The organism is Rhodococcus sp. MH15 (genome assembly GCF_019266045.1).
Lineage (GTDB): Bacteria > Actinomycetota > Actinomycetes > Mycobacteriales > Mycobacteriaceae > Rhodococcus_F > Rhodococcus_F qingshengii.
On sequence record NZ_LPNP01000058.1, the window covers coordinates 410,448 to 424,765 of the forward strand.

At 60.6% G+C, this 14,318-nt stretch carries 11 protein-coding genes and 1 pseudogene; all 12 read right to left on the reverse strand.

Annotated features, from left to right (window positions below; genetic code table 11):
- Positions 1-47: 47 nt before the first annotated feature.
- The 12 genes and pseudogenes from ATN37_RS06055 to ATN37_RS06110 all read right to left on the reverse strand — a co-directional run bounded on the left by ATN37_RS06055 (position 48) and on the right by ATN37_RS06110 (position 14,288).
- On the reverse strand, positions 48-887 hold the full coding sequence (locus tag ATN37_RS06055) for a serine hydrolase (protein ID WP_065352613.1): 840 nt from the start codon (positions 885-887) through the stop codon (positions 48-50).
- A gap of 36 nt (positions 888-923) precedes the next feature.
- Positions 924-2,051 (reverse strand): NDMA-dependent alcohol dehydrogenase, encoded by a 1,128-nt coding sequence (locus tag ATN37_RS06060; protein WP_003941638.1) that lies wholly within the window; start codon positions 2,049-2,051, stop codon positions 924-926.
- 308 nt (positions 2,052-2,359) lie between these two features.
- Positions 2,360-3,657 (reverse strand): annotated as a pseudogene (locus tag ATN37_RS06065) (DUF222 domain-containing protein).
- A 25-nt stretch (positions 3,658-3,682) separates the two neighbouring features.
- Positions 3,683-4,396 (reverse strand): response regulator transcription factor, encoded by a 714-nt coding sequence (locus ATN37_RS06070; RefSeq protein ID WP_217017324.1) that lies wholly within the window; start codon positions 4,394-4,396, stop codon positions 3,683-3,685.
- On the reverse strand, positions 4,393-5,595 hold the full coding sequence (locus ATN37_RS06075) for a sensor histidine kinase (protein WP_217017325.1): 1,203 nt from the start codon (positions 5,593-5,595) through the stop codon (positions 4,393-4,395). The genes ATN37_RS06070 and ATN37_RS06075 overlap by 4 nt, the downstream gene beginning before the upstream one ends.
- Before the next feature lie 18 nt (positions 5,596-5,613).
- Positions 5,614-7,830, reverse strand: coding sequence for an MMPL family transporter (locus ATN37_RS06080; protein ID WP_218694914.1), 2,217 nt, complete (start codon positions 7,828-7,830; stop codon positions 5,614-5,616).
- 95 nt (positions 7,831-7,925) lie between these two features.
- A complete protein-coding gene (locus ATN37_RS06085; RefSeq protein WP_042921922.1) occupies positions 7,926-8,843 on the reverse strand; it encodes a carbohydrate kinase in 918 nt (305 codons plus the stop codon).
- Between the two features lie 95 nt (positions 8,844-8,938).
- Positions 8,939-10,033: an ABC transporter ATP-binding protein gene (locus tag ATN37_RS06090; RefSeq protein ID WP_030536580.1), complete on the reverse strand. Its 1,095-nt coding sequence runs from the start codon at positions 10,031-10,033 to the stop codon at positions 8,939-8,941.
- Positions 10,034-10,060: 27 nt separating this feature from the next.
- Entirely contained in the window at positions 10,061-10,927 is an 867-nt protein-coding gene (locus ATN37_RS06095; RefSeq protein WP_007731137.1) for a carbohydrate ABC transporter permease, read from the reverse strand.
- Positions 10,927-11,877, reverse strand: coding sequence for a carbohydrate ABC transporter permease (locus ATN37_RS06100; RefSeq protein WP_019748978.1), 951 nt, complete (start codon positions 11,875-11,877; stop codon positions 10,927-10,929). Before ATN37_RS06100 ends, ATN37_RS06095 begins: the two co-directional genes overlap by 1 nt.
- Positions 11,874-13,226: a sugar ABC transporter substrate-binding protein gene (locus ATN37_RS06105; protein WP_003941577.1), complete on the reverse strand. Its 1,353-nt coding sequence runs from the start codon at positions 13,224-13,226 to the stop codon at positions 11,874-11,876. The genes ATN37_RS06100 and ATN37_RS06105 overlap by 4 nt, the downstream gene beginning before the upstream one ends.
- Before the next feature lie 63 nt (positions 13,227-13,289).
- A complete protein-coding gene (locus ATN37_RS06110; protein WP_042921924.1) occupies positions 13,290-14,288 on the reverse strand; it encodes a sugar-binding transcriptional regulator in 999 nt (332 codons plus the stop codon).
- Between the last annotated feature and the right edge of the window lie 30 nt (positions 14,289-14,318).

The following is a 14,318-nucleotide window of genomic DNA, read 5'->3' on the forward strand; positions in this document are numbered from 1 at the left end:
CCTTGTGTTACCCGTGTTGCGCCAGTGGAAGGAGAGAAATTTGTGCTCTACCGCGAAACTTCACCGACCACGCCATCCGACAATTCGGTCCACAAAGGCTTGGCCCAATCACCGAAATCGCGATCGGTAAGCACGACGCACGCAGTACCGATCGTGGGATCGACCCACAGAAACGTCCCGGACTGGCCGAAATGACCGAAGGTAGCGGCCGAGTTCTCGAGACCCGTCCAATGCGGACGCTTGTCGCCCCGAATTTCGAATCCGAGGCCCCAGTCGTTGGGGCGCTGAGAGCCATAGCCCGGAAGAATTCCGTTGAGCCCCGGGAACTGCACAGTTGTCGCCTCTGCGAACGTCTGCGCCGAGACCAGAGTCGGCGAGAGCAGTTCAGCCGCGAACTTGGCCAAGTCGTCTGCCGATGCCTGCGCACCGTGACCGGCCGGACCGACAAGAGCCGCGCTGGTCATCGCCAATGGCGCGAACACCGCCTCGGCCAGATAGTCGGCAAATTCGATCTCGGTCTCCCGGGAAACCAACTCGGCAAGCACCTCGAACCCCGCACTCGAGTAGATCCGCTTCGACGCCACCGGAGCCTGAACAACACGTTCGGCGAATGCCAATCCCGAAGCATGTGCGAGGAGATGACGAACGGTCGACCCCTCAGGCCCGGCCGGCCCATCCAACTCGACCGCCCCCTCCTCCACTGCCACGAGAATCGCGTAGGCGCACAACAGTTTTGTCACCGAAGCCAGGGGGAAAACATGCGCCTGGTCGCCACTGAAACCACGAATGCGGTCGCCCTCACCGGGATTCTTTCCGGAGAGGACGACCGCTGCCGCATTGTCGACCGGCCACTGCTGGATTACGTCGAGACTGTGAGTACTGGGCACCCGATCAGACTACTGGCACAAGGGTTGCGCTTCCGATCACCAGTCAGCTTCGGTGTAGCGGATGACGCCGCGGATGTTCTTGCCATCCAACATGTCCTGGTAGCCGTCGTTCACGCCTTCGAGCGTGTAGGTCCGAGTGACCATGTCGTCGAGGTTCAGCTTGCCTGCCTTGTACATCGCGAGGAGGTTCGGCACGTCCTGGCGAGCGTTGCCACCGCCGAAAATGTTGCCCTGAAGGTCCTTCTGAAGCATCGCCATCAGGAACAGGTTCAGCTTCACATCCATGTCCGTCAGGTGCCCCATTGCGGTGACGACACAACGGCCGGCCTTTGCCGTCAGAATCATCGCTTCTTCGACGTACTCACCCTTCATTTCGCCGACGGTGATGATCGTCTTCTGCGCCATGCGGCCATACGTAGCGTCGATGATCGGCTGAATGGCAGCGGCAGCGCTTTCGAAAGCGTGCGTTGCGCCGAACTTCAGAGCCTGCTCACGCTTCCACGGCACGGGGTCGATGGCAAAGATGTACCGGGCGCCCGATGCAACTGCACCCTGTAGCGCACTGATACCGACGCCGCCGACACCCATGATCACAACGTCTTCGCCGGGCTTCACATCGGCGATGTGGGTTGCCGATCCCCAACCGGTCGGAACGCCGCAACCGACGAGTGCGGCAACCTCGAACGGAATGTCCTTGTCGATCTTCACCACTGACGACTGGTTCACGACCATGTAGGGCGAGAACGTCCCTAGCAGGCACATCGGGATCACGTTTTCGCCGCGAGCCTGGATCCGGTAAGTGCCGTCACTGATGGCCTGGCCGCTGAGGAGGCCCATCCCGAGGTCACACAGGTTCTGATGACCGGCCGAACACGCCGGACAGGTTCCACAAGCCGGAATGAAGGACAGAACGACGTGGTCGCCGACCTCCAGACCCTTGACCTCCGGGCCGAGCTTGGTGATGACGCCCGAACCCTCGTGCCCACCCATGACGGGGAACGACGGCATCGGGGTCGCGCCGGTGACGATGTGGTGATCGGAGTGGCACATTCCGGCCGCTTCCATGCGAATCTGAACTTCGCCGGCTACCGGCTCACCGATCTCGATCTCCTCGACGGACCACTTTTCATTGAGGCCCCACAGGATTGCACCCTTGGTCTTCACGTCACTTCACCCTTTCATTCGCACACCCGCATCTATCTCTGTGACCATAGCCACAAATCTGCGAAATTGGAACGTGTTCTAACGAAAGATTTTGCACTGCAGGTCAGACGTCCAAATGACCTGGCACAACCGGCGCGGCAACGACGGAATAATGACCCACTGAATGGGACAGGCCACACGGGCACCCGAAAGTAGAGCCGCCCCGAAAGCACGCAACCATTCGACTCCACCTCCCACCAATCGATCGGACACAGAGCAGCGGGTCTGAAACAGACCTGGGCATGTTCTGGTGCATCTGAGGTTCGTCCTCAGGTTTTGAATGTGCTGTTCGCCGGCCTGGGGTGCTGCCCGGGGTCGATCGAGGGCGGCGGGATGAACCACGGTTTGTTGTCGACGCCGATCCGGATTTCCCATTTTCCGACGAACCCGGATTTACGGTGCATCAACCGGTGATGCGAGCGGCACAGCAGGACAAGGTTGTTCATCACCGTCGGGCCGCCGTTCGCCCAGTGCTTAATGTGGTGCGCATCGGTCCACGCCGGTACGCATGTGCAGCCGGGGAAGGCGCAGCCTTTGTCTCGGGCGTCAGGGCCACTCTCTGTTCGGCGTTGACCAGACGTTTTCCGGGTCTCGCATCGAGCGGTGCGCCGTGAGCGTCGAGTAGGACGGTGGACAGGAAGCAGTCGCACCCGAGAAGCCTCGTCTGCGACACCGACAGCGGTCCGAGCCATGGCATGTGCCCGACATCGAGATCCGACGGGGACTCTTCACCATTCGAGGGCGCGGCGGCGCAGTCCCGATGCTCAGCGAGATCGCGCGCGTTGATGTGCACGTTCACGTGTGGGCGTTGGCCGCCGTCGGTTCCGGTTTTTGCGCAGTCGAGGTAGCGGCGGATCAGTTCGGTGAACCCGTCCGCGGTCCGCTTTGCCGCCGACCGTGCGTCGGGGGTTCCGTCGGGTGCCGGGGTGGGCATCGTCAAATTCGACAGGGCCGAGAGCAGCATTTCGCCGGTGAGGGCGTCGAATTCCCCACGAACCACCACCCGACCGTTCAAGGTCGAGGCGATCCGCAGTTCGTTCCGATCGACATCTTCGGCGGGCGGAATCTCATCGGATTCGAAAACGCGCTCCAAGGTCGCGATAACGTGCCGCACCTTAGTCGTCGTCGCCTCCACCCCCGAGGCTGCCGCAAGCAGCAGGTCGATACAGCGAGGTAACGCCTCGTCCGGCATCCCCTTCGGCGGGGATTCGCAGAACGCCACGATCAACACTGCGTGATCGAACGAGCAATCCCCACAATCGAATCTCGCTGCTACCGCGGGAAACGGCCGCAGCGCTGCGCCCAGGGCGGCGATCTTCTTCCCGTCCCGAACCTGCAGCATCGTGTTCGCCGCCAACCATGACCAGACTCCACGGCTGGCAATCACCTGATCATCCGGACGCATCGACAGTTCGTCCACCACCGCCACCCGCACCGCTTCCAGGCGCAGAATCTCCGCACTCGACGACACCGCAGCCTCACGCAACTCGGCAGAAGACAACCGCCACAGGCGTCCGCGTAACCCCACCGCAGAACCAGACACCACATCCGACGACAAGACACTCATTGAATCCCCCGATCCCCTCCCCAAATCATACTCGAACTCCCGTTCGAGTCAAGAGTTTCTCGAGTAAATCCACCGAGCGTCCCGGAATCACCACACCGCATTGATAGGCGAGAACCACCAGTTGCGCGCGGTCGCGGACATCCAGTTTTGTCATCGCCCGGTTCACGTGCGTTTTTGCCGTGACCGCGCTGATCACCAATTCCGCAGCGATTTCGTCGTTGGACATCCCGAGGGCAACGAGGGTTACCACTTCGAGTTCGCGTGGGGTCAACTGACCGAAAATCCCAGAAGTCGAGTCGGCCCGCGACGGAGTGGAAAGGAACCGAGAAATCAACGCGCTGGTCGCAATCGGCGACAGCAAAGAGTTCCCACCTGCGACCGTCCGAACAGCATCGAGTAGATCCTCGGCTCGGATTCCTTTGCCGATGAAGCCGCTGGCTCCCGCCCGGATCGCCTGTGCCACATGCTCATCCACTTCGAAGGTGGTAAGAATCATCACGTGCACGTCGGTCAAATCCGGATGATCGGCAATCATGGCGGTCGCTTCGACTCCGCTGGTGCCTGGCATTCGAATGTCCATCAATACAACGTCGGGTCGGTGCTCGAGCGCCGCCTGGAATGCCTGCTCTCCGTCTGCCGCCTCGGCGACCACCTCCATGTCCTCTTCCGAACCTATCAGCAGCGCAAGCGTTTGACGGAAGAGCGCCTGATCGTCTGCCACTACTACCCGAATACTCACGACTCCTCACGCTCCGAACCCCTGGACACCGAGACAAGCGGTAGTTGGGCGTCCACACGAAATCCCCCGTCGGCGCGGAATCCTGCTGAGACCTCGCCTCCCATCGCCTGTGCCCTCTCCTTCATTCCCAGCAGTCCGTACCCGGGTGGTGACGTCGAAGGCACTGCCGTTCCGGAGTTTTCGACCGACAGCATCAGAACCTCGGCTTCGTATGACAACGACACGGTGACGGCTCCTGGCAGCGCATGCTTGCTCGCATTCACGAGTGCCTCCTGGATAATTCGGTACGCTGTGAGATCTACTGCGGGCCCGAGTGGGCGCAGCGAACCCACAGCGCGCACATCGATTTCCATTCCTGCACTGACGAATTGATCCACCAGTGCCGGTAGATCCGAAAGCCCCGGAGCCGGCTTCATCGAGCGATCACCGTCCTGAGCATCACGGAGAACTCCGACCGTGGCCCGAATTTCATCGAGTGCCGCCTTGGACGTTTCCTCCACTCCGCGTAGTGCAGTCGTCGCCTTCTCCGGGTCTTTCCCGATCAAGTGCGACGCGACCCCGACTTGCAGGTTGACCAAGGCAATGTGGTGCGCGACAACGTCGTGCAGGTCTCGCGCAATCCGCATCCTTTCTTCGACGACGCGGTGTCGGGCCTCGTCCTCGCGCATTCTTTCCGCTTGCACCGCACGCTCTTCGACGGACTCCAGATATGCACGGCGAGAACGGACCTCAGCGCCGGCGAAGCTCGCCATCAGCAACCAAGACAACAACCCCAGCGCTTCCTGTAGGAGGTTGTTTCCTACTCCGAGGAAAATCGTGACAAGCATCAGCGATCCGACTGTGATTGCCGCTGCGAAAAAGGTCTTCCGGCGGTCACTCGTGCTGGCAATGTAATAGAGGCATACCATCGCCGCCGAACCTGTGCCGGCATTCGGCGGCGCCGACAGCGCAATCATCAAAACGCCGAGAAATACTGCCACCGCGAGTGCCAAGAACGGATAGCGCCTTCGGAACACGATGGTTGCGGCTGCAATAGCTGTCACGACAACTCCCACAACCGTGACCTCGCGGGTCTCATTGCCGTCGAGCGCGATGCGGTGCGCCGTCCACGTGGCAAGGAGCACGAGGATGGTCAGTGCCAGGTCGATGGTGCGCGGGTGTTCCGCACACCATCGACCCCACGTCGATGTCGAGGTCATCGATCTACCGTATCCGGGTCACACCGACAACTTGTCGCTCGTGGGTTCACTGGATTCCTTCGAATCTGCGAGCAGCGCAGTCAACTGCTCCCCCTCGACATCGACGTTCGGGACCAACCGGTCCAGCCATGAGGGGAACCACCATGCCTTCGAGCCCAACAGGGACATGACGGCCGGTACGACGGTCATACGAATCACGAAGGCGTCGAACAGAACCGCGAACGAGAGTCCGAGTCCGATCTGCATGATGAAGGCGTCGCCGCCGAAGATGAAGCCCGCGAAAACGGCGATCATGATCAGCGCCGCGGCCGTGACGACTCGCGCGCCCTGGTCGAAGCCCTTCACGACTGCTTCATCCGGTCCGTCACCGTGGACGAACGCTTCACGCATTCTGGTCACCAGGAACACCTGGTAGTCCATCGCCAACCCGAAGACGATGCCGATCATGAAGATGGGCAACATCGCCACAACTGATCCGGTTTGGCCTTCGATTCCGAGAATGCCTGCGAACCAACCCCACTGGAAGATCGCGACCAGCACACCGAACGTCGCGCCGATCGAGAGCAGAAATCCGAGAGTTGCCTTGAGCGGTACCAAGATCGAGCGGAACACCAGCATCAAAAGGATGAAGGCGAGGCCGACGACCAATGCGAGGTAGGGAACCAGGGCGTCGGCCAGGCGATCCGAAACGTCGATCGTCAACGCTGTCTGACCGGTGACCGACATCGTGGCTCCGGTCTCGTCGGTCAGTGATCCGGCGACCTCACGTATATCTGCGACGAGCGCCTTTGTTGCCTCGGTTTCCGGGCCACTCGAGGGAACCACCGTGATGACTGCTGTATCGCCGGCCTGATTGAGTGCTGGCGGCGTCACTGCCGCTACGTCGGGCAGAGCACCGAGCTTTTCCTGGGCGCCGCTCAATGCCGCTGCCGGATCTGCGGCGTCGGCAACGTCGACGACCACCATGAGCGGACCGCTGAACCCGGCACCGAACCCCTCGGATAGTCGGTCGGTAGCCCTGGCGGCAGTTGTGTCGGGCACTGCTGGGCTCGCCAAACTCAGGTTGATTCCGAATGTGGGGATCGCCAGCAATCCCAGCCCGAGGACTGACGCGAGCAAAACCGGAACTCGACGCCGGATCACGAACTTGGCCCATCGCGAGCCCGCCCCCTCCGACTGTTTCCGGTGTGTCAGTTCACCGCCGGACGCCAGCAGTCGACGATCAGACCGACTCATGACGCGCGACCCTGCAAATCCGAGTGTGGCGGGCAGCAGCGTCAGTGAAATCACCACTGCAACAGCAACTGCGAATGCTGCAGCCAGACCCATGCTCGTCAGGAACGGGATGTTCACGACGAACAGTCCTGCCAATGCGATGAGCACCGTCAACCCCGCGAACACTACGGCCGAACCCGCAGTCCCCGCTGCGCGGCCCGCAGCAATTTCTGGATCATGTCCGTCACGTAGTTCGGAGCGGTAGCGCGAGACGATGAAGAGCGAATAGTCGATCGCCACGGCGAGCCCCAGCATCATTGCCAGGACGGTTGTGCTCGAACCTAATTCGATGAAACCAGTTGCGATTGTGATCGTGCAGATCGCGATGCCGATGCCGATCAACGCGCTGATCAAGGGAAGCCCCGCCGCAACCAAGGAACCGAAGGTGACGGTCAGCACCACCGCGGCGATCGCGACTCCGATCACCTCTCCCATCGATTCGGCGCTGCTTTCCATCAGCACGTTGCCGGCAACATCGACTGCCAGCCCTGAATCCGCGGCGTCGTGGACGGCGGACTCGAGCAGTTCTTTCGAACTGTCCGGTAAGTCCATCGAGTCGGCGGTATAGGAGACCTGCATGTATCCGATCGTCCCAGTCGGCGACACTCCGCCGGAGGCATACGGATCCGATACCGCTGCAATCTCAGGATCCTTCCCGAGCGCAGAGACCAAGTCACTGACGGATTGTCGAATCGCCGGATCGGTGAGCGTCGTGCCCGCCGGAGATTCGAAGACGATGCGAGCACTGGCTCCGTCGGTGGACGATTGCGGAAATCTTTCAGCCAGAAGATCTTGCGCCGCTTGTGATTCGGTGCCCGGAATCGACAACGTATTGACGGTCGGACCGGACAGCGTTGCTGCGCCTACTCCGCCCGCCACCAGCAGGACGACCCAGAAGCCCACCATTGCCCAACGGCGCCGAAACGCGAGTCGCGAGAGTTTGTACAGGAATATCGACATGCGTGTCACTGTGCCGATACACGACCCCGTCGCACATCGTGCACAGGTAGGCAGTTCGACGTACTGCGCTCGCAGTAGGGCGGTGGTCCCCAGTGCTAGACGGGCAGGCCCAACTCCCTTGACCACGGCGGATCCGCCCCGGGACGTGACACGGTGACGGCTGCCGCGCGTGCGGCAAAGGTCAACGCGGCCGACCAATCTGCCTCGGTGAACGCACGCACAACAGCGACGTCGAGTGCGTCGTGACGATCAAGGTAGGCCAACAGGGCTCCGTGAACGGTATCGCCCGCACCGATCGTGTCCGCGACGTCGACCGCGGGCGCCGGCACCGAAACATCGAGTTCCTCGGTGATCAACCGCAACCCGTCACCACCACGGGTGAGCAGGACGGCGCCGACGCCTTCGTGGAGCCACTCGGCGCCGTCGACCGAACCCAACCACTTCGCGTCGTCGTCGCTCACTTTGAGAATATCGATGGCGGGCAACCACGAACGAAACCGTCGTCGATACGCGTCCGGGTCGGAGATCACCGCCGGACGAATGTTGGGGTCGACCATGGTGAGTCGACCGCGGGCGTGTGCTTCGTGCAGCAAAGCTTCGTAGGCCGAGGCCCCGGGCTCGAGCACCAGCGACAGCGTTCCGAACGAGAATGCCCGGGCAGAGGGAAGTTTCGGCAGCGCGAACTGTCGATCTGCCGTTCCCTCGAGGTAGAAGGAATACCGCGCACCTCCGTCCGCTGCAAGGTTCACGACGGCCAGAGTTGTCGGCTCGGGCCCACGTTCGACCCCAGTTGTGTCGACATTGGACGCGGCCAGCGAGTCGATCATCCGATCTCCGAAGGCGTCGGTGGACAAGCGAGAGACGAATCCCACGTCGGATCCGAGTCGACCCAGTGCAACCGCAACGTTGAACGGTCCACCGCCCAACTTGGGTGAGAAGTTCTCCCCCACCGGAACCAGATCAACCAGTCCCTCACCACACACCACGACGGATCGTTCGCGTGTATCACTCATCGGTAGACCCTAACCTTCTCACCGGTCGAAGATGGATGTGACCTGCTCGGCACGAACGTGTTCGGGTGCCGAGCAGGTCACGATTATGGTGGGATTCAGCTACCCACGCGCTCACCCGTAGTCGGGTCGAAGAGGTGAACGAGGCCGTCCACCCGCTCGAAGCCCAGCGTCTGGCCGTACTGCAGCTTCGATCGACCGCCGGTGCGTGCAACGAGCGAGATCGGGTCGGCTTCGGTACCAGGCACGTGTGCGTAGATGTACGACTCGTTGCCCAGTTCCTCTACCAGGTCGATCTGAGCTGCGATTCCGTCTCCGGCAGCAACCACCTGGAATTGCTCGGGCCGAATTCCCACTGTGACCGAAGCCAGACCGGCCGCGGCGATTGCCGCCATCTGCTCGCGGTCCAGCGGAACCTCGACGTCACCGAAACGCACCCCACCCGAACTGACCGGCGCCGTTACCAAGTTCATACCTGGAGATCCGATGAAACCGGCAACAAACGCATTGGCCGGCCGATCGTAAAGTTCGGTCGGAGAAGCGAATTGTTGCAACTTGCCGCCCTTGAGCACTGCCACGCGATCACCCATCGTCATCGCTTCCACCTGATCGTGCGTGACGTAGACGGTGGTGGTTCCGAGACGACGCTGCAACGCCGCGATCTGCGTGCGGGTCTGGACGCGTAGCTTTGCGTCGAGGTTGGAGAGCGGCTCGTCCATGCAGAACACTTGCGGTTCACGAACGATAGCTCGGCCCATGGCAACTCGCTGCCGTTGACCACCGGAAAGCTTGGCCGGTTTGCGGTCGAGATAGTCAGTCAGGTCAAGCAGTTTGGCCGCTTCGGCCACTTTCTTCTTACGCTCCTCGACGGGCACACCGCGCATCTTCAACGCGAACCCCATATTTTCGCCGACGGTTTTATTGGGGTACAGCGCGTAATTCTGGAAGACCATTGCGATGTCGCGATCCTTCGACGGGACATCGGTCATGTCCTTGCCGTTGATGGTGATCGCACCGGAATCGATGTCCTCGAGCCCTGCCAACATGCGCAGGGCCGTGGACTTTCCGGAACCTGACGGACCGACGAGCACGATGAACTCCCCGTCCTTGATGTCAAGATCGAGTGAATCTACAGCGAGGGTCCCAGCACCTTCGTAGATGCAAGACGCTTTCTGGTAAGAGATTTCAGCCATGACGAACTCCTGAGAGGGTGAGGAGAATTATTTGATTGCACCGAAGGACAGGCCGCGCACCAGTTTGTTCTGGGCGAACCAACCGGCCAGGATGACGGGCAATGCCGCCATGGTCGCTGCCGCGGAGAGCCGAGCCCAGTACAGTCCCTCGCCGGTGATGAACCCGACCAGAAAGACCGGAATCGTCTGCGCTTGAACAGCTGTCAGGTTGACTGCGAAGAAGAATTCGTTCCACGAGAAGATCACGCAGATCAGCGCAGTCGCAGCAATTCCGGGCGAGATCAGCGGGAGGATCACCTCGCGAACCGAGGTCCACAAACTCGCGCCGTCCATGCTGGCAGCTTCGAGAAGTTCGCCGGGGACTTCGAGAAAGAACGAACGCATCATCCACACTGCGATCGGCAGATTCATCGATGTGTACAAGATGACCAGCGCCCAGATATTGTCGAGCAATCCGATGTCGTTGACGATCACGTACAGCGGCACGATTGCAGCGACGACTGGGAGCATCTTGGTACTGATGAAGAAGAACAGCACATCCTGAGTCTTCTTCACCGGGCGAAGCGAGAGCGCAAAAGCCGCCGGAACACCCAGTAGCAGAACAAGAATCGTCGACATTCCTGTGGCAAATGCCGAGTTCGCCAGCGTCGTGCCGAGACCGGAATCGAGAACGGCACGAAACTGCTCGAGCGTCGGGGTGAAGAACAACTTCGGCGGATCCGTGTAGGCGTCTGCCTCGGTCTTGAATGCGGTCAGGACCATCCAGAAGACCGGGAAGAAGAATCCCAGAGCGGCGATCCACGCCACGACCGACCACGGACTGAACTTACTGCTCTTCTTTTTCTTGACGACGGGTTTGTCGGTCGTCACGCTTGTCGTCTCTACGGCAGTCATCACGCCGCCTCCTCGTTGCCGGTGAAGCTCTTGAAGATCAATCGGAGCGCAAGTGTCGACACGATGATGGTCGCGATCACTGTCACGACACCCATCGCCGCAGCTTGACCTACGTCGAAGCCGAGGAACGCGCGCTGGTAGATGTAGAACGGCAGGTTCGAACTGGCCACGCCTGGCCCGCCCGACGTCATCATGTACACCGCGTCAAAGGTGTTCACGAGGTAGATCGCACCCAGAACTGCACCGAGTTCGATGAAACGGCGCAGGTGCGGCAGTGTCAGTTCGCGGAACATCGCAAACGGCTTGGCTCCGTCCACCCGTGCGGCTTCGAGGATGTCTCGGGGCATGGACTGCAAGCCGGCCAGAATGAGCAGCATCATGAAAGGCGTCCATTGCCAGATCAGATTGATCATGACGGCGGCGAGCGGAAACTTGCTGACCCAGTCGACCTGGCCGACACCGAAAGGCTGGAGGACGAAGTTCACGATACCGAACACCGGGTCGAACATTGTTGTCTTCCAGAGCAATGCGCCAGCGACGGGGGTGATGAGAAACGGCGTGATCAGCAGTGTCCGCACGATCCCGCGACCGAGGAAGGCTCTGTCGAGTAGCAGTGCCAACGCGAGTCCGAGGATCACCGAAACGATGACCGTCCCCACGATCATGATGACCGTGTTGACCGCGACTTCCCGAAACTGACTGTCCTTGAAAACCTCGATGTAGTTGTCGAACCCGTTGAAGTGCCGCGATCCCGGCCGGACAAGGTTCCACGACTGCGTCGAGTAGTAGAGGGTGAACAGAAACGGAATCTGGGTGACGACGATCGAAAAGATCAACGCCGGCAACAGGGGACCTCTACGACGCCAACCCTCGGCGCGGGAGATCTTCTTTTCGACACGGACCGGTGGCGCGTCGTCCACCGTAGTTCTGGGCTCGGCAACCGTAGTCATCGGTTCTCCTGATAGGTCTTGCCGACCACCTCGGCATACTGCTGGGATTGTTCGAGTGCTTCTTTCACGCTCTTCTGACCCGCGATGGCCGCACTGATCTGCTGGCTGACGCGAGTGCCCAGGTCCTGAAACTCAGGGATGGTGAGGAACTGGACGCCGGTGTACGGAACCGGTTGCACTGTAGGGTTTTTCGGATCTGCATTGTTGATCGATTCGAGGGTGATCGGACCGAATGCCTGTGCGGCCTCTTGATATTCCGGAATCTCGTAGGTCGATAGGCGACTTCCCGGAGGAACTCTCGACCAGCCGAGTTCGGTTCCGACCTTCTGGATGTAGTCCTTGTTCGTCATCCAGGAAATGAACTTCCAGGCATCATCTTTGTTCTTTGCCGACTCCGGGATTCCGAGCGCCCACGTGTAGAGCCAACCAGGATCGGACTTCTCGACCTTCGGGGCCTTCGCATATCCGATGTTGCCGACTACCTTCGACGACGCAGGGTCCTCGAGAACCGACACAGCCGACGTCGCGTCGTACCACATCGCCGTGTTGCCTTGCGCGAATTGTGTTGCACATTCACCGAATCCGCTTGTGGCAGGACCCGGCTGACCGTGCTCCTTGACCGTGTCCACGTAGAACTGAACCGCATCCTCGACCTGCGGACTGGTCAGCTGCGCATTCCAATTCTCGTCGTACCAGCGTCCACCGAAGGTGTTGATCACTGTGTTCAGCGGTGCGAGTACCTCACCCCAGCCAGGCTTTCCGCGCAAGCAGATTCCCGCCATCTTGGCATCCGGGTTGTCGAACTGCGCTGCCCAACCTGCGACTTCTTGCCACGTCGGGTCTTCGGGAACTGTTATCCCCGCCTGATCGAACAGATCCTTGCGGTACATCAGGAACGACGACTCCCCGTAGAACGGAACCGCGTACATACTGTCCTCGTATGACAGAGAAGTCTTGATCGACGGTACGAAGTCGTCCTCGTCATAACCGGGCGTCTTGTCTGCATACTCGGACAGGTTCGTGAGCCAACCGTTGGCGGCCCACTGAGGTGTCTCGTAGTTGCTGATCATCACGACGTCGAACTCACCGCCGCCGGTTGCCGTCGAGGCCGTGATCTTGGCGCGCGCCTGGTTCTCGGAAAGGCTGACGAATTTGAGGTCGATGCCAGGGTTCTCGGCTTCGAAAGCCGGCGCCAGTTTGATGGCGTCCTGCATCTGCGAGTTCGACACCATCGCGATGGTGACTGTTCGTTCGCCGGAACCACCGAGCGCACCAGCGCCCGCACATCCCGACACCAGGAGGCAGAGCGCCGCCGCGGCAGCGCCCCACACTCGTCTTCCTGTTTTCACGGATTACCTTCCTTCACACTTGCGTGTCAGTCGCGCGCTCGGACCGCGAAACTCGTGAGATCGCTAGCCTTCGAGCAGCCACTGGGCGCACTCGACGTCGGTGACGAGTACGTTTGCCAAACCTCCGCGCAATGCGCCCAGAACGGCCTGGCGTTTGTGTGTTCCCCCCGAAATCAGAATCGTCTGATCGCAGGATTTCACTGCGTCGAGCGATACGGAGACCGTTCGCTCAGGCAGTGGCCCCTCCACTGGATTGCCGTCGATCGTGTAGAAACGGCCGCCGATTTCACCGACAGCGCCTCGACTTTCCAACTCGTCCAGCATGGTCGAGTCGACGAAGCTACCGGCAAACAAGGTCGTGGCAGTCGAGACGGCACCAACTCCGAAAACCATGATGTCGGAATCAGTTCCGGCATGCAGCGCCTTCGAGATCACCGAGTCGTTTCGCATCGACTCCACAGTCGCCGGGTCGGCATACAGCGGAGCGTTGAGACGAATAGGATTGGCCTGCAACTGTTGTGCACATCGGCCGATGGTGAAGTCGACACCGGTTTGGTAGTCGGTCACCGTCATGGAGCCGTCAAGTTGTACCACAGCCGAGCACTTCGCGGCCTTGTCTGGCAAAGATCCTGCTACCGCAACGGTTTCCGGACCCCAGGTAAACCCGAGAACGCTCGACGGCTGCAGACGACGAACCAGAACTTCGGCTGCTCTTCGACCGAGTGCGTCGAAGTCCGGGTCGTCCGCATCCGAAATCGCTTCGGGGACGATCAACACTTCGGCCAACCCGAAGTGCTTCTCCAGCTTCGATTCCAACTCCGTGTTCACCGAACCTTCGAGCTCCGGCGGTACCAAAATCTCGACCCTGACCAAACCTTGCGTCCGCGCCCTGGCCAACAGTCGCCCGGCTGTCGGCCGCGAGACGCCCAACTTCGCTGCAATCTCCGCCTGAGTGGCACCTTCGAGGTGATACATGGTCGCTGCCCGCAAGGCGAGCCGCACATCTTCGGAAGCGGGCAACTTCGACGTCTTGAGTCCTGTGGGCTGAGCCGACTGGTTCACGCGGTCTCCTTGTGCATCAGGTTCAAAGTT